The sequence below is a fragment of the Allomuricauda sp. NFXS6 genome, assembly GCF_040148835.1.
Classification (GTDB): Bacteria; Bacteroidota; Bacteroidia; order Flavobacteriales; family Flavobacteriaceae; genus Flagellimonas.
In genome coordinates, this window is record NZ_JAGEMG010000002.1 from 427,923 (window position 1) to 450,884 (window position 22,962).

Here is a 22,962-nt window from a genome sequence, read left to right on the forward strand (position 1 = left end):
CCACAGCCGTGAGAAAACTCATCTCGTACTTTATTAGATACCACATGGCAGTAAATGTCTTTATATTGGCATTTTTTGTTTTTGGGGTTGTAGGAATCCTTTCCTTGAAATCATCTTTTTTTCCACTTAACGAGGCTCGTAACATAACCATAAGCATAACCTATCCCGGAGCTTCACCACAGGAGGTCGAGGAAGGAATCGTGCTGAAAATTGAGGACAACCTAAAAGGACTCGAAGGGGTAGAACGGGTAACCTCTACATCCAGGGAGAACAGCGGTACCATCAACGTTGAAATTGAGAAGGAGCGAAATGTGGATTTCATGTTGTTGGAGGTTAAGAATGCAGTGGATAGGGTGCCGACCTTTCCAACGGGCATGGAACCCTTGATCGTTGCCAAGCAAGAACCGGTCAGGCCCACTATCAGCTTTGCTGTAAGCGGGAAAGATATTCCCTTGGGAACCCTGAAACAAATTGGGCGTCAAATAGAAAATGACCTTAGGGCCATAGATGGTATTTCACAGATTCAAATAGCGGGCTATCCCGATGAAGAAATAGAGATTGCCGTCGACGAAAACAGTCTTTTGGCGTATAACCTATCTTTCACCGATGTAGCGCAAGCAGTTTCCAACGCCAATATTTTGGTGACAGGGGGTAATATAAAAACCGTCACCGAAGAATATTTGATACGCGCCAACAATCGCTCGTATTATGGAGATGAACTTTCCAACATTGTTATTCGAGGCGATGCAGCGGGGCGCACCATTCGCTTAAAGGATGTTGCTACGGTACGTGATCGATTTTCCGAAACTCCCAATGCCTCCTATTTTAATGGGGAGTTGGCCGTTAACATAACCATTACCAGCACAAATACGGAAGATTTAATGGGCTCCGCCGAAAATGTTAGGCAGTACATTGAAGACTTCAATGAAAAATACACCAATGTGCGGTTGGATGTTATAGACGACCGATCCACAACATTGACACAGCGTACTCAACTGTTAACGGAGAATGCAGTCGTTGGGATGATTTTGGTTTTGGTGTTTTTATCACTCTTTTTAAACACCCGATTAGCATTTTGGGTGGCCTTTGGCCTTCCTATAGCATTTTTGGGAATGTTTGTTTTTGCACCCATGTTCAATGTTACTATAAACGTTCTCTCCTTGTTCGGGATGATTATTGTTATTGGTATTCTGGTGGATGATGGCATTGTGATAGCGGAGAATATCTATCAGCATTATGAAGATGGAAAATCGCCGGTACAAGCTGCTTTGGATGGAACCATGGAAGTGATACCGCCAATTATTTCAGCGATAATCACCACAATTTTGGCTTTTTCCATATTTCTGTTCTTGGACAGCCGTATTGGTGAATTCTTCGGTGAAGTATCGGTAATCGTAATTCTGACACTGGCCGTCTCCTTGATAGAAGCACTGATTATTTTACCTGCCCACTTGGCGCATTCCAAGGCACTCCATCCGCAGAGCGATAAACCCAAAAAAGGTATTGCCAAGGTTTTTGCCAAACTTAGGATAATCAATAAAATGGGTGATAGGTTTATGAACTACATGAGGGATAACTGGTACAGTCCAGCGCTTAACTTTATGTTGAATTACAAAATCTTGACCTTTGCCCTTTTCTTTATGGGCTTGGTGTTAACATTGGGATCTATCGGTGGAGGTGTTATACGGACCGCTTTCTTTCCAAGGATTGCGAGTGACCAAATATCTATTGAGTTGACCATGCCCAATGGTACCAATGAAAAAGTAACGGATTCCATTATAAGCCTTATTCAGGAAAAAGCCCATATTGTAAATCAGGAGCTTACTGACCAATATTTACAAGGAATGGACAAGATGCTTTTTGTAAATATGATCAAAAACTTAGGCCCTGGATCATCTTCCGCTGAATTGGAGATAAACCTATTGCCCGGAGAAGAGCGCCCCGATGGTATTCGTGCCGATATGGTGACCACTAGGCTACGGGAACTCGTGGGGCCTGTTATTGGCGTAGAGAGCTTAATTTATGGCTCCGGAGGCAACTTTGGTGGCAGTCCAGTTTCGGTGTCCCTTTTAGGCAATAATATTGCAGAGCTCAAGGCGGCAAAGGAAGAGCTTAAACAAGCGATGGAAGAAAATGCCAACCTCAAGGATGTGACCGACAACGATCCCGAGGGCATCAAGGAAATACGTTTAGAACTTAAAGAAAATGCCTATTTGCTTGGCCTTGACCTTCGTACCGTGATGAACCAGGTTCGAGGTGGATTCTTTGGTGCACAGGCACAACGCTTTCAACGCGGGCAGGATGAAATTAGGGTTTGGGTTCGATACGATAGAGAAGGCAGATCATCCATTTCAGATTTGGATGAAATGCGGATTTTGGCTCCCAGCGGAGACCGAATTCCATTAAAGGAAATTGCAAGCTATACCATTGAAAGAGGGGATGTGGCCATCAATCACTTGGAAGGTAGGAGGGAAATCCAGGTATCTTCAGATTTAACCGACCCGGAAACCACAAGTGGAACCGATGCCATGCTTTGGATACGGAATGAGGTAATGCCGGAAATTTTGGCCAAATACCCATCCATCAGCCCATCTTACGAAGGACAGAACAGAGAGGCCAATAAATTGATCGGTTCCCTAGGGTTTGTGGGACCAATTGTATTGTTTCTGATTTTTATTGTCATAGCCTTCACTTTTAGGAGTATAAGTCAACCATTGCTTTTGATTTTTATGGTTCCTTTCAGTTTGACAGCCGTGGCATGGGGACACTGGTTGCACGGTTTTCCGATCAACGTTTTGTCCATGTTGGGGATCATTGCATTAATTGGTATTATGGTTAACGATGGACTGGTATTGATCGGCAAGTTCAACACCAATCTCCGCAGTGGGATGAAGTTTGATGAGGCCATCTTTGAGGCAGGACGCTCTCGTTTTAGAGCCATATTCTTGACCTCTGTGACCACAATTGCCGGTCTGGCACCACTTCTCTTGGAAAAAAGCCGTCAAGCCCAATTCTTAAAGCCCATGGCTATTTCCATTGCCTATGGAATCGGATTCGCTACCGTTCTGACGTTATTGATGCTGCCCTTGCTACTTTCCTTTGGAAACAATGTAAAAGTTGCTGCAAAACGATTGTGGACCGGGGACAAAGTGACACCAGAGGAAGTAGAGCGAGCTATCCGTGAGCAACATGAAGAAGATGAGATGAGTGCAGACACTGATTCTCGTCTTAATGTAACCGAAGGTACAAACGCGACACAAAATGGAGAAGAAACCTCAAAAGTTATAGAAGAAGAGACTACGTAATGAGAAGCATTTTTTATACAATACCCCTGATTCTATTATTTTTTGGTCCATTGGCCAACGCACAAGATGAATTGCTCACCAAAGAAGAGGCCATAGATTTGGTCTTGGAAAACAATTTGGATATTCAGGTCGCCCGCAATACCAAGTTGATCGATGAAAACAATGCCAATATTCTTAACTCGGGTTATTTGCCTTCAGTAACAGGAAATGCCAGCGGTAGCATCGACAAGCAAAATTCCGAGGGTGTATTGGGAAATGGTGATGTGCGAACAGCAGAAGGGGCCGAAACCAGAAGATACAATGCTGCGGTCAATGTAAACTATACCTTGTTCGATGGCTTGGGAAGGTATTATAATTACAAAAGTTTTCAGGAAAGATCGGAACAATCCGAACTAGAGGTCAGACAGACGATAGAAAATACCATTTTACAGCTTTTCACGGTGTATTATGAAGCAGCACGTCTTACTGAAAACACAGCAAACCTGGAAAGAGCCTTGGAAATTTCCAAAGATCGACTCAAAAGGGCCCAATATCAATTTGAATTTGGTCAGAACACAGGGTTGGACGTGTTGAATGCCGAAGTGGACATCAATACCGATAGTATCAACCTATTGAATTCCAGGCAAGAACTCAGAAATACCATGCGGGATCTTAACCTGATACTAAACAGGGACCTTGAAGACCAATTTTTGGCGGATACAACAGTAACGTTCATTCCAAGCTTGGAAATGGAAGCGATGTACGACGAAGCACAATTGAACAATGTGAGACTTCAAATTGTTGAAAAGGACCTTAATATGGGCCTTAACGATATCAGGGTCGCTAAAAGTGGTTATTTGCCTACCATTGGATTGACTGGAACCTATGGCTGGAACGAATCCAACAATAACAGTCCGTTGGCTTTTGTTTTACAGAACACCTCCACAGGAGTAACCGGGGCGGTAAACTTAACATGGAATTTGTTTGATGGGGGGAGTACCATTACGGGAATCAAGAACGCAAAGGTGGCCTACAAAAATCAAGAGATTGCCAAAAAACAAATCCAGTTGGAGGTTGAAAGGGATATCCGTAATGCATGGGATAGTTATACCAATGCCCTCTATGTGTTGGAGGTACAGGAGAAGAACCTGCAAACCAATCGGAACAACTTCACGAGAACAGATGAAAGGTATAAACTTGGACAAGTTACCTCCATTGAGTTTAGGCAGGCCCAGTTGAATTTATTGAATGCTGTATTGGCAAAAAGCCAGGCCAAATACAATGCAAAATTGGCAGAACTTCAAATGTTGCAAGTTAGCGGCGAGTTACTCAATGTTGATTTTTAATAGATGTACGAGCATTTTTTTCAATGCCCTTATTGTTGGGAAGAAATATCTTTTTTATTGGATAGTTCCGTGCCGCAACAAACCTATGTGGAGGACTGCGAAGTATGTTGTAATCCCATAGAGGCCACGGCCAAATTCAATAATCAGGAGCTTATTTTTTTTAATGTCAGGGAACTGGGTCAATAAGTTGACTTTTTATTGATAAATCCTAATGTAATCAATTTCAAAAGTATCTTTCGTAAAGTCCACCGGCACATCACCACCAAGGTTTCCGCCTATGGCCATATTTAGAATCAGGTAATGTTCGTGGTTCAAAGGCTTGTTGTCGGTGTTGGGCAATTCAAATACCAACGTGTCGTCCACATAGGTCTTGATACTTTCGTTATCCCACTCCATAGCATAGATGTGAAATTCAGTAGAGGCATTTGCCACAGGAGTTTCACCGCCGGTATCCATATATTCTTTGGTGTTCAAATCCCCCCAATGGAAATGGGATATGGTAGTGTTTTTGTCCCAACCCGTTTGTTCCATGATATCGATTTCACCACAAAGAGGCCAGCCCACGTTTCCGTATTGATCCCCGAGATAATTTCCGGTTTCGTTAATATTGGCTCCCAAAGTCCAAATAGCAGGCCATGTTCCTGCATTACTGGCCAGTTTTGCTCTTACCTCCACACGTCCGTAAGTAAATGCGAATTTGGTGTTTAGTCTAGCTGAAGTATACTCTTTTGTGCTTCCATTATACGTGTATTCCTCTTTTATGGCTCGGATTTTTAATGTGCCATCGCTTACAAATGAATTCTCTTCCCTGTCCGTATAGTGTTGCAGTTCATCATTGTGCCAGCTTCCATTGTTTGGTGGAATAATTTGATGATGCCATTTTCTTGAATCCGGTTTTCCTTCGTTTTGAAACTCATCCGAAAATACAAGTTCGGAGTACGTATTTTTAGGTTTTTTGTTATTGAAATCTATCTCTGGGTAGACTAATCCGGTAAAAATCAACAATAATAGAAAGGTTCTCAAAAGCTAAAGTTTTAATGATCAACTAAACTAATGAACTAATTGGACTTTTATGCAATTATACTTATGGAATGAAAAATAGGGTGATTAAATCCTAAGAGCGTAATGCCTCTTTTTTTTTCTGGGCTTTCATCGAGTAGAGAATGGATATTCCAATACCAGCGCCAATGCATGCCAAAATAGCCCCGACTACACTGGCGTAATTGACCCCCAGTCCAAAAACCATGGGAAGTCCCCCAAAATAGGCCCCAGATGCATTTCCCATATTAAAAGCACTTTGGTTCATTGAGGAGCCTAATTTTTCGGCACCTTTTGCGGCTTTTATTATAGCAATTTGAATGGGTGCGGCAATCGTAAATGTAATAACACCAATACTAAAGCTCAAGATAAATATAACGACATCGTTACTGGCAAAAAGCGAGTTTAATAGGAGTATGGCTGTCATACATAGCATACTTATCACAACTGATTTCACAGGATTGAAGATTTCCGTCATTCTTGCGCCCAGAAAGTTTCCAAAAAACATTCCGATTCCAGCCACAATCATTATGTATCCGACATTGTCTTCCGGTAGTTTTGCCACAGATGTTGCCAAAGGGGCAATGTAGCTATACCAAGCAAAAAAGCCTCCGGTTCCTACCGTGGTCAATATAATGAGGGCCCATAATTTTTTATTTCTTAAACCGGGAGATGTACTTTGGGTTTCGGGATCTTCAACTTCGTCCAAATCTTCTTTGGGCATCCAAAAATATAGGCTGGACAAGGTAGCAATCCCTGCGATTCCCACTAGTATAAACGAATAGCTCCAATGTAATTCCTGTCCAATGTAGGTTCCCAATGGAACTCCTAAAATATTGGCGATGGTCAAGCCCGAAAACATAATGGCCATGGCCCGGGCAGCTTTGTCAGGTTTTGCCAAATACCCGGATACCACAGCGCCAATACCAAAAAAAGCGCCATGAGGCATTCCGGATAAAAACCGGAAAAGCATCATAACCCAATAGTTGCCTGAAAATGCAGATAAGGTGTTGAAAATCGTAAACCACAACATTAAGAACAATAAAGTCTTTTTAGGATTTAGGTTGTTTGTGATACGGGCCATTACAGGTGCTCCAATGACCACACCCAAGGCATAAATGGCTATAAAATGGCCTGCTTTGGGTATAGAAATTTCCATGGAATTTGCAATATTGGGAAGGATTCCCATAATCACGAACTCTGTAAGGCCTATGCCAAAACCGCCTATGGCAAGAGATAAAAGTGCTTTTTTATTGGTATAGTTGGAAGTGTTGTTCAAGCTTATCTTGTTAGGGCGCAAAGGTAAGGTCTATTGCAGTAACGCAAAGCAAGGAAATTTACTTAATTCTATTATAATATGTCTTGAAGAAATAAAAACAGCCTTGAGGATTGGACTAATTCAAATACATTCAAAAAATGAAACAAATACTTTTGAAAAGATATTTTGGGTTTCAAGGCTGTTTTTCAACTACATTAAATGTACGCTGATACTTCCTTTCCCTCGGAAATCCTCAACAACAAGTACCATTCCCGATGTATTGGAACCATTTTTAGGATAAAAACAAAAGGCCCGTTCCATTTGGAACGGGCCTTCTTCTTGAACAATATGTAAAAATTAATTGATACAGGGAGACGGGTTGGGACCAAAAGGTCCAAGTACTTCGCCATCCGGTGTTTCAATAGTGTAAACATGTTCTTCTTCAAAAGCTCCACTGGTATATGAAATCACTAGTTCGCTGGTGCCATTGGGCACATCAACATTAAATGTTGCCGCATCTCCTGCGGTGAATGTATAGTCTGTGGCAACACCATCTATTTCAAAAGTGACAAAGGCGCCATCCCATCCATCGCCAAAAAGATCTTGCATTTCAATGACCCAAGTTCCGGGCACTGTTGTTCCCGTAATCGGTGAACATTTGACAAGAACGATAAAATTAAAGGCTTGCAATTGCTCTGGTTGACCGGTTACAGTTGCACTGTAGTTTTCCACTGTGGTTACCGTACCATCAATGCCGGTGGACCGTCCTAAAAACCGGATAAAGTCCCCTCCGGAGATATCATCCACGGTTATACCAAGAGCACTGGCAATATCGGTGTAAGGGATAGTGATGTCGCTTGGAAAGGTTGTTACGGTTGTCAAGGCAACGGTGTCTGTGGAAACTCCTCCTGATTCCAGGGTAACGCTCAAATCCCAAGAAGCAACATTATCGCTCGGGTCGTCAACCGTTCCTGAAAAAGTGGAGTTGGACAAATCGCTTTTGGCAACGATGGTTTCATCAATCACAATTCTAACGTAAGGTGCGGCTGAATCCTCCAGTTCAAAAACATTGAGCGGATTTTTGTCCTCGTCTTCACATGCCGCGATTCCTACGGTTAGGAGGGCAAGGCCGAATATATATTTAAAATTACTTTTCATCTGTATTTTGTTTTGGTTATAAATCAATCTACGAATCCATCAGCATTGGTGTCCCAGAACACTGGAGTACTTGGAGCACTCTTCTGCACAATGTTCGTGTTGCTGTCCGCCGCCGTCTGAGAATACCACATGGACCTTAGGAACGGGCCCGGGTCCGGGGTTGTGAATGCAGGTGTCAGGTTGTCTGGCTGACCTGTTCTTCTGTAAGTATTGTAGGCTTCGATCCCGTTGCACCAAAGTGCTATAAAATATTGCTCAACAATGATGCGAAGCTTGTCCGTATCATCACCGGCATCATAATTGGCCAATATTTCGGCAATATGATTGTCAATGGCTGCCGTTGTGGGCTCATATCCGGTTCCAGAAGCCAAGGAAGCTCCAAAGTCGACCACGGTGCCTATGGATTGTCTGATTCCTGTTTCCAAGTAATCCCTAGCATTCCCTGTTGTATTTAAGGTCAATGCAGCTTCGGCCAACATAAAATAGGTGTAGGAAGACATTAGAATAGGTGAAATACCTGCACCTACCAAACCTTCGTTTATAGCGCCCGAACCGGATACATTTCTAAATGAATCGTCATCGAACGGTCCTCCAACAGGGTAAGTACCATGCAAGGTTCTAAAGGCATCATCTGGTGGAATTCCGTCATCATCCAAATGGTTTCTCCCCCAATAGCCGCTCAAACCATTGGTTGCCGGTACCAAGCAATAGGGTTCACTGGAATCCCACCAAGCGGGCAGCGAGATTTCGGTTACACATTCTTTGGTTACTACATCGGCACCTGAAAAATCTGATTGTTGCCTATAGAAGTAGTACCGTATTCTTGGATCGGGCTCACCATACTGATTGGCCATCAAATTCATGTAATAGTTGCTGGTATAAAAGTCTGAGCTAGGCCCAGCACCATCATAATTCGCATCAAAATAAGGATGTCTGCTATCTGGAGAGGCGTTATTGGTTCCCCATTGGAACAAGAAATCGTCGGAAGGGTCCAAAATCAATTGACCGCCATTGATCAACTCGTTGATACGCGCTGTGGAAGCTGATGCTCCAAATCCATCGGCACTGGCCAAACGTGTTTGCAGGTATAGCTTTAAACGCATGGTGTTGGCCACTTTCCTCCATTGACCTTCGTTACCGTCGTAGAACAGGTCATTGGTCGGCAAAGAAGTTTCATCCTTGTTCAGATTGGCAATGGCATCAATCAAAAGTTGATCTGCTGCTTGATAAATAGAAGCTCCTGAATCCACGGAAGGGTTTAAAATTCCCTCTCCGCCTTTGGCTGCTTCTGAATAGGGTACATCCCCAAAGAAATCGACCATGGACATCATAATATAGGCTTCCAATATTTGCCCGATGGCAATATGGGTGAACTGGCCTGCTTCTTCCGCCAAGGGATTCATGGTCCTGATGTCTATCAACGCTCTTGCGTAGACATTATCCCAAACACGGTCAAAATCGGATGGGTCATAATTTTCACGATAAGTGGGCCCAAAACCATGTTGCATTCTTACGGGTTCCATTCCAAATTGACTGAGGCCATTTTCGGCACGACCTTCCTCACCGGAATGGATTTGTGCTGTCATAAGCTGAATTTGATTCAGAAAGAAATCAACACTCGCCTGCGACGGATTTAATGCGTTCGGACTCTCCACCACATCCAACGAAGTGGACTCACAGCCCAGCATAACTGTCAGCGCAGCGATTAAAAGACTTAGTATATTTGATATTTTTTTCATAATATATTTTTTGATTCTAGTTAGCTGCTTTTAAAATGATGCTCTTACGGTAAGTCCATATCTTCTTGTGGATGGTCCGGTGAAGAAATCGATTCCTTGCCCGTTGCCAACACCGGTGCTGGAAGAATTGGTATCGTAACGAACATCATCTGGGAAGTTTACCGCTTTGTACCATAGGTTGGTCCCTGAAAGCGTGAACGAAAGACTGCCAAAAGGTGTTTTTTCCAACATTTTTTTAGGAATGGAATATCCCAAAGCGGCTTCCTGTAGTCTGATGGTAGTACCGTCAAAAACATTCACTTCGTTTATGCCACCTGCAAAAAGCGTATTGAACCCAAATTCTGTGGAGGAGATGGCAACATTGTTCGGGCTGCCATTTTCAAAAACACCTGGTAATATGTAATTGGACTCTCTATCGATAGGATCATCAGAATCAACAACTCCACGACCTATCAAACCTGCAGTGGTTACGGAGTACACATCTCCACCATGGCGATATTGTAGGTTGGCCGATAGGGTAAAGTTCTTAAACGTAATGGTTGGAATAAGCGCAGTGGTCCAATCTGGATTGGGGTCGCCAATTTCAGTAATATTGTTGTTCACCAAATAGCGTCCATTCGGGCCTACCACCTTATTGCCGTTGTCATCCCGTTGTATAGTGCTTCCTAGCAATACGCCGAAGGGCCTGCCTTCTACAGCGTAGTTGGCTGCTTCCCCGGCTACGGCAAAAGTGAGTAGGATATTGTTTGTGCCTTCCGCCAAATCGGTTACAATAGTTTCACTAGCGGTAAAGTTACCAGCTAGGTTAAATCCTATACCAGCTTCACTTTCCCTCAATAGATTCAGGTCGTAATCTACCTCCACACCTTTGGTCTCTACTTCACCAATATTTACAAAAGTGGAACGGAAACCGGTGGAGCTGTCCAAGGTTCGGTTGGTGATCAGGTCGGTCGTGGATTTTTGATACAAACTCACATTAAGATTGAGCCTGTTGAACAATCGAGTGTCCACACCTACCTCCAACTCTTGTACTCTTTCGGGCGATAAATCTCGGTTGCCCAGTACATCGGAAACTGTATTTCCTGACACTACATTGCCATTTGCATCCACAAAGGTTCTGGCACCTAAAGTGAGCACATCTCTTGTGTTGAAAGGTGTTGGGAAACCTGCAGAAGACCCGTAACCAACCCTAAGTTTTGCGTAGTTTAGCACATTTCCTTGGATTGCAGGGAACGCTGTTGTTGGAATAAACGACAAACTGGCACCTGGGTAGAACAAGGAATTGTTTTCTCTTTCGAGGGTTGAGGACCAATCATTTCTTCCTACTACATTAAGATAGAGCAAATCTTTATAAGAAAGTGTAGCATCTAGATAAATACCCACAAGATTTTCTTCAAAGTTTTGATTTAGACTGGTTCCCGAGAATGAGTTAATAGAAGAAGGCGTGGTAAAGTTGAAATGTTCCAAAACTCCAAAAACTAATTGGCCCTGACTTTCAATACCATCTTGTGCATAGGTATCACGACGACTATTGGCACCTAAAGTTGCATTAAGACTTAAATCTTCTGAAAGTTTTTTTTCTGCACTTAATATCAAGTCATGGTTCCAAATGGAGTTCCTTACCGAAGATGTTCTTAAAATACCCAAGGTAGGACCATCGACTCCACCTCTGTTTTGTCCATACAAGTTTAATTCCGTGTAGGTGTCCAGCCCCACACGATAGGTCAGGTTCATCCAGTCATTAAGGGCATAGCTCATTGAAACATTTCCAGTAAAGCGGTCGGTTTCCTGTGAAGTTTTGGAGTTGGCCACCGTCCAATATGGGTTTTGAATATCGTTGCCTGAGCGATAATAAAGACTCCTACCATCCACCGCTTGGAACGGAAGGTTGGTCAAGTCGACACTTCTAGGGGTATATAAAACATCCCCGAATATGGCAGAACCGTTAAAAGCGGCGCCACTACCTGTACTTACAGCATTTGGAGGCGATTTATAGCCTGTTCTTGCAAAATTGAACACTCCCGAAACTGTAAAGTTGTTGGATAAAGTGGCATTGCCTCCCAAACTAAAGTTGTTACGCAGTAATTTGTTGCCTGGAGTGACCCCGATATCTTCTGTGCGGCCATAGTTGGCATTGAAATTTACTTTTTCCGAACCGCCCCTTACGTTAACCGAAGTACTGTACACATAGCCTGTTCTAAAGAATTCCTCCACACCGTTATAAGGTTTATAGGGGTATTCATCATCCAACAAGTCTTCGTAACCAGCAATCAAAGTGGGGTCGGCAATAAAATTGAATGGATGTTGAAGCAGCGCTAAGCCATTGGATCCAGTTCTGATATACTGTGCTGCGGTGGCTATGCCATCATCATCGGTACGGTCAAAACGTGGCCCCCAGTTGCTAAAGAAATATCCAAAACCTTGGTGGAACCCTCCACCATAATTGTCTTGAAATTTTGGGAGGACCGCATTCGACATAAATACCGATTGCGTAACGGAAACTTCGGTTTTGGACGGGGTATCACCCGTGGCAGCACCTTTGGTGGTGATTAGGATTACACCATTTCTACCTCGGTTACCGTATAGTACCGTTGCACTCAATCCCTTTAATACACTTACACTTTCAATATTGTTGGGGTCCAAGTCCAAAAATCGGCTGGACTCTGTGTTTCCATCCAAAAAGTTGGTCTGGGTGTTGGTTCCGGAATCAAACGGAATACCATCCACGATAAATAGTGGCTGATTGGATTGTGTTGCGGAAGAATACCCACGAATAATTATGTTGGTACCCGAACCGGACATTCCGTTATTCGATGTGATATTGACCCCGGCTATTTTTCCGTTCAATACACGGGCAACATCTGCCTCTGGCCTGGATTCTACCTTGTCGGATGCCACAGTGGACACCGAGTACCCTAAGGAGCGTTTTTCCCTTACGATACCTTGTGCGGTCACCACCACTTCTTCAAGTTGTGATGCGTCTTCCTCCATTTGAACATCGATTGTGCTTCCTGCACCTACGGTTCTTTGTTGTGTTCTTTGGCCCAGATAGGAGAATACGAGTACGTCTCCTTCACTGGCCTCAATGGCATAATTGCCATCAAAATCGGACTGTGTACCCCGAACAGTGCCTTGTACAACAATGTTTACACCAGGCAAAGGAACTCCTCCCTGGTCGGTGACCGTTCCGGTGACCGTTTTTTCTTGAGCATGGGCAAATGTTATCGATAGACACATGGCCACCAGTGCTCCAAACAGTTTCTTTACTTTCATACGAATAAAGTTTTGTTAGTAGTTTGAAATGAGTTAGAGCAATTGAGAAAGGTGGACGGCGCTAGGGAAAATGATAGCTAATTCAAATAATACTTCTGGGAAGTGAACAAAACTCAATGGATTTTGTCTTTTTAAGAAGTAAGGCCTCTCACCGCCCTACCTTTACAATTGCATAACAAATCAACTGATATGCCTTGTGGTTGGGGTACTTTTTAAACGGCAAGAACCTTAAAAAATGTGAAGCCCACCGGGAAGTACCGTTTTTAACACAACAGAATTGGTTTTATAATCATTTCATAACGAGATATAAAAAAACCTCTTGGCACGCCAAGAGGTTTTTTGCGAGCAAAGCTCAAAACAATTTAAAGGTGCTGCTTACGCCATACGCAGTTCCTGTTGCCCAACGAACTCAATGTTGGCTGCAGCTCTGTAATCGTTGGGGCTAAGCCCGGTGATTCTCTTAAAGGCACTGTAAAAGCTGTTTTTGCTGTTAAAGCCAACTTCGTACATAACGGCCTTTACACTCAGGGTAGGTTCTGAAAGCAATAGATGCTGAGCCTCTCTTATTCGGTATTCGTTTAAAAAAGAATAAAAGTTTTTGGAGAAATAGGTGTTGATTACTTGGGACACCTTGTACCGATTTTCTTGGATGTGGTCCGAAAGGATGTCCAGACAAATCGTGTTGTTCCTATAGATTTTGTCCTCCTCAAAAGCTCTTTTGATTTTTCCTCGAATCGCTATGGCTTCTTCCTCTGTTAGCCCAGACTTCTTGTACTTTTCATGACTGTTGAAGTGGTCAGGCGTCTGGCGTTCCTGACCCACGTACTTAAAAACGAGTTGTTTTAATAGCCGTTTCATAGATTGATGATTTTTGATTGATGACTACTAGTTAGCTATAAAACCCTTGTTTTTAGGTGTTCCCGATAAGAATTTACCCTTGTTTTAGGCTTTCGAGGTATTCGCTTGGAGTAATTTGTGTGTCTTTTTTGAAGGCTTTGTTAAAAGATACCTTGTTGTTGTACCCAACTTCGTAAGCAATGTCAATAATATTGAATTCGTTTTCTTTTTCGAGAAGTTCTTTGGCTTCTTGAATGCGATGGGAGTTCACAAACTCTCTAAAACTCATGTTAAAGTGTTCGTTGATGAGTTGGGAGGCATTGTGGCGGGTAGTGCCCAATTTATCAGCAACCATATCCAGGTTTATATCGTTGTTGCGATACAATTTTTCCTTTTGAAAAAGGGCGATGAGATTTTGCTTCAGTTCTTGCGATAAACTGTCCGTTAGCCCCGACTTGACATATTTTGGAAACAAACGGTTTGTATAGGAATAAAGTCCACTGAACACATCGGGTTGCACGTTCGCTGCATACCCTATGTAAAGGACCATGGCGCTCATTAGAACTATAGGGGCATGGAAGAACACTCCACTATTTACGCCTGCAATAATGTAGGCGCCATAAACGAGATATACTGCCACATAGCTGACGTGAATCAGATAGATGTTTTTCTGCCAGATTCTAGTTTTTTTACTCAACTTTATGCGGTTTTTGTTCAGAATCAAATGGACGAAAAAGGCATAAAAACCAAGTGAAATTGCCTTTAGAGCCACTAATAACGCCAATTTTGTTGAATCTCCGGCATTTAAACCTTCTTCCAGTCTTTGAAGCATCTGGTTTATTTTATCGGTCCCGGAAAAACCATAAACATTGAAAATAAGGTAAACCGTTAGTACTAAAGTTGGCAAAAAGTGCCAAAGATCACTTTTGCTTAAATCAGTTGGTTTTGAGACTCTTTTAAAATATAAAAAAAGTAAGGGACCATATAAAAGAGAGGACCAGGTAGACATTAGGTAGGTATGCGGAAACTCGAAAACATAGTTGGTATGGTTGACGCAAATGTTTAAAATGAAAAGGGAATGGATAAAGACAAAGGTGGCAATCAGGATTCTGGCCTGTTTGTCAATTTTTTTATTGATCAAGAGCACAAAAGTGACATAAAAGCCAATCAGGGCAACAAAAAAGTAGAACACGGACCAAACCGTAATTTTTGGCAATACGGTTCCTGATAATTTTGCAAAATTTTCCTCATCTCGAATACCATCAAAATCTTCGTGCAACAAAAAAGTGGGTTGGAAATCTATTTTAAAATAATCGTAGATGTGGGCAATGGACTCTTCAGGATTGTCCAATGCAGCCTGACTCAGCGCTAGCTTTTTTAAAATGTGGATTTTCTTTGCTTTGTCGGTATCCCTTAAACTCTTTTTATATAAAGGAATCGCATCTTCAAATCGGTGAATATTGAAATAATAATCGGCCCAATCCAAGGAATCCTTAAAGGTTTCGGCAATGGGCGTGGGAAAACCGCCATAACCACTGTTTGTGGTAATGCCATAGGCAAACGCAAGGTTGAGCCATAGAAACAGTAAGACAATATAGTTGGTAGATTGTCTCATTTTTGATTGATGATGAATTAGGCTTTAACAATTTAGGGAAATAAGCTGTTAATTTTGTTAAGGAACTATTAAAATAGGTAAGCCCCGATAAAAGTTTACCTTTGGAGTATCAGTGAAATTAGGCTTTTTGGAAGGATTAATAAAAACCAAATAATATTCTCCGGTTTTTATGCACGTAATGGCAGGGATTGCATACGTGGCTGCACCATGGATTGTATGGTAGCTTGACACTAAAATAAACTTCGGTTGTATCCAAAAAGAAAAGCTCCTTGATTTTTCAAGGAGCTTTTTATAGTAGCGGGGACTGGACTCGAACCAGCGACCTTCGGGTTATGAGCCCGACGAGCTACCTACTGCTCTACCCCGCGATATATGTTTTATGTTTCTTTTGGAAACGTCGTTTTTCAATAAAATGCTCAGATGGTGTAGGTACCTTGGCCTGAGCTTCGTCGAAGGGTACTGCTCTACCCCGCGATATGGACGGCAAATATACGATGCTTTTTACGTCATTTCCAAACGAAATTTAATATTCCTTTTCTATTAGTACCATTCCCGCCCAAATTCCATAAATTCGGCCTTTTTACTTTATGGACGCAATCAACGATTTTATATCCTCACTTTTGCCCTATACCGAGTGGCCCATGTTCATCCTCCTTATTGGGGGAGGACTGTTTTTGGCTTTTTATTCCAAATTTGCGCCCTTTCGCCATTTTGGACATGCCATTGCGGTGGTTTCCGGAAAATATGATGATAAAAATGCAAAAGGAGATGTAAGCTCGTTTCAGGCGCTTTCTGCAGCAGTAGCTGCTACAGTTGGACTGGGAAATATATCGGGAGTGGCCATTGCCATTCACGATGGAGGACCAGGTGTGGTGTTTTGGATTTGGATGACTGCACTTTTGGGGATGGGCATCAAATATTATTCGGGTAGCTTGGCCATTATGTATCGAGGAACCGATTCTGATGGGAAAATGCAGGGCGGTCCCATGTTCTACATTACACAAGGAATGGGAAAGTGGGCAAAGCCCATGGCCATTTTTTTCAGTATTTGTGGACTGTTCGGATTTTTGGGTGTGTTTACCGCCAATCAGTTTACCGAGGCCTTTATGGGCGTGGTTGAACCTCACGAAACGATTTGGGCGACCAGCGAGTATAATTGGAAACTCGGAATTGGTTTTTTCTTGGCGATAATTACATCCATTGTAATTTTTGGTGGACTCACCAAAATAGCCAAAGTCGCATCCGCCATAGTTCCTTTTATGGTGGGTATTTATCTGTTGGCGGTCATTTTTGTGATGGCAAGTCACGCAGGTGAAGTTTGGCCAGCGCTAAAAATGATATTGGTCGAAGCCTGGAACTTCGACACCATGGTTACAGGAGGATTCTGGGGCTTGGTGATTGTTGGGGTCCGCAGAGCTATGTTCTCCAACGAAGCAGGTTTGGGTAGTGCACCCATGTACCACGGACAATCCCGAAATGATGAACCTGCCAAAGAAGGGCTTGTGGCGATGTTGGGCCCGTTCATTGATACGATTTTAGTATGTACCTTTACCGCCGTAGTCATTATTTTGAGTGGTGCTTACCTAGAGGATGGTAGCGGAATTACAATGACAATGTCCGCTTTTGAAACAACCCTTTATGGCATCGGAGATATACTGCTGATGGTGATTGTGGCCGCATTTGCATTGTCAACATTGTTCACGTATTCCTACTATGGAGTAAAGAGCTTGTCATTTTTGACGAATGCAAAAATCGGAAAATGGTATAATGTGTTTTTTATCATTATGATAGTTTTTGCTGCAATAGCATCATTAAAATTGGTAAAAAACCTGATAGACCTCTCTTATGCACTCATGGTTATACCCAATATGATCGCTGTGTTGTATCTTTCACCAAAGGTGAACGCAGCATCCAAACAATATTTTGAAAAAAGAAAGAAAGGTGGCGCATAAAGCAGGATTTGTAAATATTATAGGTAATCCCAATGTGGGTAAATCTACATTGATGAATGCCTTTGTGGGTGAGAAACTTTCCATTATCACCTCCAAGGCACAGACCACCCGTCACCGTATTTTGGGCATCGTGAATGGAGATGATTTCCAAATGATTCTCTCCGACACCCCTGGAATCATAAAACCCGCATACGAGCTGCAAAGCTCCATGATGGATTTTGTCAAATCCGCTTTTGAGGATGCCGATGTGCTGTTGTACATGGTGGAAATTGGGGAAAAAGCCCTCAAGGACGAATCTTTCTTCAAAAAAATACAGAACAGCAAGATTCCCGTTTTGTTGCTCCTCAATAAAATTGACAAATCCGATCAGCAGAAGTTGGAAGAACAAATGCAATATTGGCAAGAGCAATTGCCCAATGCAGAAATTCATCCCATATCCGCTTTGGAAAACTTTAATGTTACCGAAGTGTTCAACCGTATTTTGGAACTCTTGCCAGAAGCACCTCCATTTTATCCAAAAGATCAAATCACGGACAAGCCCGAACGCTTTTTTGTGAACGAGACCATTCGTGAAAAAATCTTGCTATACTATAAAAAGGAAATTCCTTATTCCGTGGAGGTAGAGACCGAAGAGTTTTTGGAAGATGAGGACATTATCCGCATTCGTTCGGTGATCATGGTGGAGCGGGATACCCAAAAAGGAATCATTATAGGGCATAAGGGGGCCGCAATTAAAAAGGTGGGAGTAGAGGCCCGTAAAGACCTCGAAAAATTCTTTGCCAAGCAAGTGCACATTGAACTGTATGTAAAAGTGAACAAGAACTGGCGCAGCAATTCCCAGCAGCTCAGGCGCTTTGGATATAATGGCTAAGCACCGTTGTCGATTTGTTCAAAAGGAGCAATGATATCTCTTACAAATTGCTTCAGTTGTTCCATTTGGCCTTTTCCCTTAGCTCTTCCCAAGCGACCAAAGGCGTAAAGTGCAAACCAAATCACTACCAAAAAGAACATGCCCACCAAAAAAAGCGTAACATCCTTTTCCAAAGTGTAATTGGAATAAGCAAAAATGCCCAAAATGATAAAAAGGGTGCCCACGCCAAAATGCAGGAACATAAAAAAGGTCCAAAGCGTAGGATTGGGCCCAAACACGCCACGAATGTTGCTCACACCTTCCTCAAAAGAAGAAAGTTCCAAGTGAAGTTGAGGGGACCAAAAGTTGATTTCCGCCTTTTTAAATTTTATAAAGATGTGTTCATCCAGCCTTTTGATGACAAAAGAATTGGCCGTAGCGCTATCAAAAATGGCTTCTAACTTCTCCAAATTGGTTCTTAGGGAGACACGAAAACGGGGCCGTAAAACTATCTCATTGGTCAAGTCGCTCATAATCATTTGAAAATGATTGAAAAAGGTATCATTTTTTCTTCATAATAAATGGTATTTTTGCCAAAAATTAAACCTGATGGGAGCTATCGTAGCCATTGTAGGAAGACCCAATGTTGGGAAGTCCACTTTTTTTAACCGACTCATTCAGCGCCGTGAGGCGATAGTGGATGCCGTTAGCGGTGTGACGCGAGACCGTCATTACGGTAAAAGCGATTGGAACGGTAAGGAGTTTTCCGTGATTGACACTGGTGGTTATGTTGTGGGCAGCGACGATGTTTTCGAAAAGGAAATCGACAAACAAGTAGAATTGGCCATTGATGAGGCAGATGCCATCATTTTTATGGTTGACGTGGAATCTGGCGTAACAGGAATGGATGAAGATGTCGCCAAATTGTTACGAAGAGTCGATAAACCTACCTTTTTGGCGGTAAATAAAGTCGATAATAGCAAACGTATGGCCGATGCTGTGGAATTCTATTCCTTGGGACTGGGTGAATACTACCCCCTGTCTAGCATTAATGGTAGCGGTACAGGAGAATTGTTGGACGCCTTGGTGAAAGTGCTTCCAGAAGAAAAAGAAGAGGAAAGCGAATTGCCTCGTTTTGCGGTGGTAGGAAGGCCCAATGCAGGAAAATCGTCCTTTATCAATGCGTTGATAGGAGAGGACCGCTATATTGTAACCGATATTGCGGGAACTACACGCGATAGTATCGACACCAAATACAATCGATTTGGATTTGAATTTAATTTGGTGGACACGGCAGGCATCCGTAGAAAAGCCAAAGTGAAGGAAGATCTGGAATTTTATTCCGTTATGCGTTCCGTTAGGGCCATCGAGTATTGCGATGTTTGTATTGTGATGTTGGATGCGACCAGAGGTTTTGATGGGCAGGTGCAAAACATATTTTGGTTGGCGCAGCGCAACAACAAGGGAATTGTGATTTTGGTTAACAAATGGGATTTGGTGGAAAAGGAAACCAATTCGGTAAAAGAATATACTGCCAAAATAAAAGAAGTAATTTCACCTTTTGAAGACGTGCCGATTCTTTTTGTTTCCGTGCTGAACAAACAGCGGATTTACAAAGCGATAGAAACTGCCGTGGAGGTGTATAAGAACCGTTCAAAACGTATCCCGACCCGCAAATTGAACGATATAATGCTTCCCATCATTGAAAAAACACCACCTCCATCTACCAAAGGGAAATACGTTAAGATCAAGTTTTGCACCCAATTGCCCACACCATACCCGCAATTTGCTTTTTTCTGCAACTTGCCCCAGTATGTGAAGGATCCTTATAAACGATTTTTGGAGAACAAAATCAGGCAGAATTTTGACTTTACAGGTGTTCCGATGACCATTTTTATGCGGAAGAAATAATTATTCGTCTGAAGCCGAGCGTATTTCTACTACGGTTTGATTGTTTTGAGAAAAGAAATTTGTGTCTAACAACTTCTTCGACCCTAAAACTTGGGTCCAGGTGTCAGTTCGAGTGATTTTGAGCAACGAAAAATCGTATCGAGAACTTTTTTAGACAAAAATTCTTTTCTCGATACAGATTTCACTAATGCTGTCGTGAAATCCACTCGAAATGACGAATTTTATCGAAAGGCACAACAGGTTGATTTGATTTAAACTGATTGTTCTTTTTTAGCACTTCCTTTCGTGTCAATAAAATACGTGTTTTGTTTGTCAGCAGAACATTTAGTTCCCCGAAGCATAACACACTTCCACCAACTGCTTTAGTCGGTTGCCTTGATTGTCAACCGCTGTTAAAATATAGTTACCAGATTTTATGTCTAAAATGAGCTCGTGGAAGTTTTCGGTCTTGCCCACAAAAGTTTGATCCAGATACCAATAAATAACGGCATCGGATTGTTGATGGGCCAGTTTTAGTATGATTTCTGATGTTTTGTTGCCCAAATCTTTTGGGAGCAGCACGGCTTCGTTTCTTTTGGGGTAGATGAATTCCATCAAATTCTCCTCCAAGGTATAGCAACCTTCCAAATAAGGCGGTAAAGGTTTGTAATTGGGATTGGAAGATGCATAATAGTATTCCAAAATAGGAGGGAGCACCAACCAATTTTTGACCACCATATCCTCCAAAGAATAACACTCGGAATTGACCCTAAATTTTTCCGAAGCATCCAAAAACAATTGCCGATGATAAGGGCAGGGACCGCTTCGCGTTCCGTGGGTGGGTACCCATTCTTTATTGACATCATCACAATACACCGAGGCTCTATATCCGCTTTCGGCACAAACCTCTAATTCAACAAGATCATCAAACGGTTCTTGGAACCAACCGCTAGCTGGAAGTGCATCCAACACATCAAAAAGTAAGGGAGCGGCAGCCGTAATGCCTGTAAGCCCGGGTCTGCCTTCGCCATCGGCATTGCCTGCCCAAACCCCAATGGCATATTTTGGCGTCACCCCTACGGCCCAAGCATCCTTAAAACCAAAACTCGTTCCGGTTTTCCATGCAATGGGTTGGGAGGAATCAAAAAACTGCCAATTTTCATCACCTTCTGGTCGGTTAACCTCATACATGGACTGGAATGTGCTATAAATGGCCCCTGCACCATAAACCAAGGGTGCAAACTGTTCTTCCCCAAAATCTTTGGTCTCGTTTTGCAAATAGCTAGCCTCAGTAAATACTTGGTTCCTGTAGGTACTGGAATGGGTCAGAAAATAGTTTAGACTGGAAGCCATCGAAGCATAAGTGGAAGTCACTTCCCAAAGGGAACTCTCGGCACCACCAAGAATCAACGATAGCCCATAATAGGAAGCGGGCTTGTATAACGACTCCATCTTCATTTTGTGGAGCTTGTTATAGAACTTTTGAAGTCCATATTCTCGTAACAATCTAACCGCGGGCACATTCAACGAACGGGAAAGCGCTTTACTCGCAGGCACGGCACCTACGTGTTTCAAATTAAAATTTTGTGGATTGTATCCGTTGATTACTGTTGGAACATCTTCCACCAAACTGTTTGGGAGTAATTGTCCTTCATCCAACAATGAAGCAAACAAAAAGGGTTTTAAGGTACTGCCCGTACTTCTTTTTTTAGTGATGATGTCCACATAATTGGCGTGTGTCTCATCCGAAGGAGAATTTCCTACATACCCAAGCACTTTTCGGGTTTCCACATCAAGCACTAAAATGGCCAAGTTGTGTATTTCGTTGCTTTGCAATTGTCGATAATGTCGTTCTGCTAAAAGATTCAATCGTTGCTGCAATGGTCTTTGAATCGTAGTAGTCACACGTTTGCCCGGATGTTCGTTTCGGATACGCTCGGTAAGATGAGGTGCCAAATCGGGCAGAGGAAAAGGTTTTTGCGGAAGCGGTTCGGCAATGGCCAATTCGTAAGTAGTTTGGTCGATGATTTCTTTGTCCCACAATTTTTTCAATAATCGGTTTCGTTTGTCCAGAAACGTTTGTTCATTTCTTCCGGGGAAAATCAATGCCGGGGCATTGGGTAAAACCGCCAGGGCAGCCGATTGCCCCCAGCTCAATTCGTGGGCAGGAATTCCAAAATAACGCCACGCAGCCGTCTCCAAACCCACCACATTGCCCCCGTAGGGTGTGTGGGAGGCGTAGCGTGTTAAAATTTCCTCTTTCGAGTACCGAAATTCCAGCCGAGTGGCCATAAATACTTCGATGAGTTTTTCCCAATAGGTTCTGCTTTGATTTTTTCTGCTCAAACGGATGACCTGTTGCGTGATGGTACTGCCGCCCCTTCGGGTTTCTTTGGTGAGGTTGTGCCCAATGGCCTTGATAATGGAAATTGGGTTAAACCCGGGATGACTATAAAAATACTCGTCTTCAAACAGTAAAATACTCTGCTTGAAGCGTTCCGGAACAGAGTCCATTTGCGGGAACCGCCATTGACCATCATCAGCAATGCGAGCACCGATCAGGGAGCCTTCCGAACTGTCCACAACAGTTGAAGTAGGGTCTTCGAACAGATTTTTTGGCAAACAGAACAGCCATAAAATCAATACAATGGACAAAAGGACAACCTTGATTCGATGTTTTAAAATGGTTTTTTTTAGGGCTGATAAAAAAAACTTCATCCAC

Annotated in this window: 16 protein-coding genes and 1 tRNA gene; 7 read left to right on the top strand and 10 right to left on the bottom strand. The window is 42.7% G+C overall.

All coding sequences use genetic code 11. The features are described from left to right. Nucleotides 1-8 precede the first annotated feature (8 nt). From J4E06_RS05170 to J4E06_RS05180, 3 genes are read left to right on the top strand one after another with little or no spacing between them, the layout of a single operon-like run. Nucleotides 9-3,305, top strand: coding sequence for an efflux RND transporter permease subunit (locus J4E06_RS05170; protein WP_349522970.1), 3,297 nt, complete (start codon nucleotides 9-11; stop codon nucleotides 3,303-3,305). Then, a complete protein-coding gene (locus J4E06_RS05175) occupies nucleotides 3,305-4,630 on the top strand; it encodes a TolC family protein (RefSeq protein ID WP_349522971.1) in 1,326 nt (441 codons plus the stop codon). Before J4E06_RS05170 ends, J4E06_RS05175 begins: the two co-directional genes overlap by 1 nt. Nucleotides 4,631-4,633: 3 nt before the next feature. After that, nucleotides 4,634-4,816: a CPXCG motif-containing cysteine-rich protein gene (locus J4E06_RS05180; RefSeq protein ID WP_349522972.1), complete on the top strand. Its 183-nt coding sequence runs from the start codon at nucleotides 4,634-4,636 to the stop codon at nucleotides 4,814-4,816. 9 nt (nucleotides 4,817-4,825) lie between these two features. Here the strand turns inward: J4E06_RS05180 and J4E06_RS05185 are convergent, their stop codons facing one another. Next, nucleotides 4,826-5,653 carry a glycoside hydrolase family 16 protein gene (locus tag J4E06_RS05185; protein ID WP_349522973.1) on the bottom strand — a complete coding sequence of 276 codons (828 nt, stop codon included), beginning with the start codon at nucleotides 5,651-5,653 and terminating at the stop codon, nucleotides 4,826-4,828. Between the two features lie 91 nt (nucleotides 5,654-5,744). Then, nucleotides 5,745-6,947 (bottom strand): MFS transporter, encoded by a 1,203-nt coding sequence (locus J4E06_RS05190; protein WP_349522974.1) that lies wholly within the window; start codon nucleotides 6,945-6,947, stop codon nucleotides 5,745-5,747. Nucleotides 6,948-7,145: 198 nt separating this feature from the next. Between J4E06_RS05190 and J4E06_RS05195 the strand changes: the two genes are divergently transcribed. Next, on the top strand, nucleotides 7,146-7,280 hold the full coding sequence (locus J4E06_RS05195) for a hypothetical protein (protein ID WP_349522975.1): 135 nt from the start codon (nucleotides 7,146-7,148) through the stop codon (nucleotides 7,278-7,280). A gap of 3 nt (nucleotides 7,281-7,283) precedes the next feature. Here the strand turns inward: J4E06_RS05195 and J4E06_RS05200 are convergent, their stop codons facing one another. The 6 genes from J4E06_RS05200 to J4E06_RS05225 all read right to left on the bottom strand — a co-directional run bounded on the left by J4E06_RS05200 (nucleotide 7,284) and on the right by J4E06_RS05225 (nucleotide 15,916). Beyond that, nucleotides 7,284-8,084 carry a hypothetical protein gene (locus tag J4E06_RS05200; RefSeq protein ID WP_349522976.1) on the bottom strand — a complete coding sequence of 267 codons (801 nt, stop codon included), beginning with the start codon at nucleotides 8,082-8,084 and terminating at the stop codon, nucleotides 7,284-7,286. Nucleotides 8,085-8,107: 23 nt separating this feature from the next. Then, the gene (locus tag J4E06_RS05205) at nucleotides 8,108-9,823 is read right to left on the bottom strand and encodes a SusD/RagB family nutrient-binding outer membrane lipoprotein (RefSeq protein ID WP_349522977.1); all 1,716 of its coding nucleotides are present in this window, start codon (nucleotides 9,821-9,823) and stop codon (nucleotides 8,108-8,110) included. Between the two features lie 30 nt (nucleotides 9,824-9,853). After that, nucleotides 9,854-13,096, bottom strand: a complete 3,243-nt coding sequence (locus tag J4E06_RS05210) for a SusC/RagA family TonB-linked outer membrane protein (RefSeq protein WP_349522978.1) — start codon at nucleotides 13,094-13,096, stop codon at nucleotides 9,854-9,856. Between the two features lie 375 nt (nucleotides 13,097-13,471). Further along, on the bottom strand, nucleotides 13,472-13,954 hold the full coding sequence (locus J4E06_RS05215; protein WP_349522979.1) for a helix-turn-helix domain-containing protein: 483 nt from the start codon (nucleotides 13,952-13,954) through the stop codon (nucleotides 13,472-13,474). A gap of 73 nt (nucleotides 13,955-14,027) precedes the next feature. After that, nucleotides 14,028-15,548 (bottom strand): helix-turn-helix domain-containing protein, encoded by a 1,521-nt coding sequence (locus J4E06_RS05220; protein ID WP_349522980.1) that lies wholly within the window; start codon nucleotides 15,546-15,548, stop codon nucleotides 14,028-14,030. A 295-nt stretch (nucleotides 15,549-15,843) separates the two neighbouring features. Continuing rightward, nucleotides 15,844-15,916 (bottom strand) — tRNA-Met (locus J4E06_RS05225). Between the two features lie 219 nt (nucleotides 15,917-16,135). Between J4E06_RS05225 and J4E06_RS05230 the strand changes: the two genes are divergently transcribed. Together J4E06_RS05230 and era are read left to right on the top strand one after the other, a co-directional pair. Further along, nucleotides 16,136-17,500, top strand: coding sequence for an alanine/glycine:cation symporter family protein (locus J4E06_RS05230; RefSeq protein ID WP_349522981.1), 1,365 nt, complete (start codon nucleotides 16,136-16,138; stop codon nucleotides 17,498-17,500). Further along, on the top strand, nucleotides 17,490-18,371 hold the full coding sequence (gene era, locus J4E06_RS05235) for a GTPase Era (RefSeq protein WP_349523035.1): 882 nt from the start codon (nucleotides 17,490-17,492) through the stop codon (nucleotides 18,369-18,371). Before J4E06_RS05230 ends, era begins: the two co-directional genes overlap by 11 nt. On the opposite strand, the gene J4E06_RS05240 is transcribed toward era, so the two are convergent. Continuing rightward, nucleotides 18,368-18,889 carry a GTP-binding protein gene (locus J4E06_RS05240; protein WP_349522982.1) on the bottom strand — a complete coding sequence of 174 codons (522 nt, stop codon included), beginning with the start codon at nucleotides 18,887-18,889 and terminating at the stop codon, nucleotides 18,368-18,370. The two genes, era and J4E06_RS05240, sit on opposite strands and share 4 nt — an antisense overlap. 70 nt (nucleotides 18,890-18,959) lie before the next feature. On the opposite strand from J4E06_RS05240, the gene der reads away from it, so the two are divergent. Continuing rightward, the gene (gene der / locus J4E06_RS05245) at nucleotides 18,960-20,261 is read left to right on the top strand and encodes a ribosome biogenesis GTPase Der (RefSeq protein WP_349522983.1); all 1,302 of its coding nucleotides are present in this window, start codon (nucleotides 18,960-18,962) and stop codon (nucleotides 20,259-20,261) included. A 324-nt stretch (nucleotides 20,262-20,585) separates the two neighbouring features. Here der and pbpC read toward each other — a convergent pair whose 3' ends face one another. Then, entirely contained in the window at nucleotides 20,586-22,958 is a 2,373-nt protein-coding gene (gene pbpC / locus J4E06_RS05250; RefSeq protein ID WP_349522984.1) for a penicillin-binding protein 1C, read from the bottom strand. Nucleotides 22,959-22,962 lie beyond the last annotated feature (4 nt).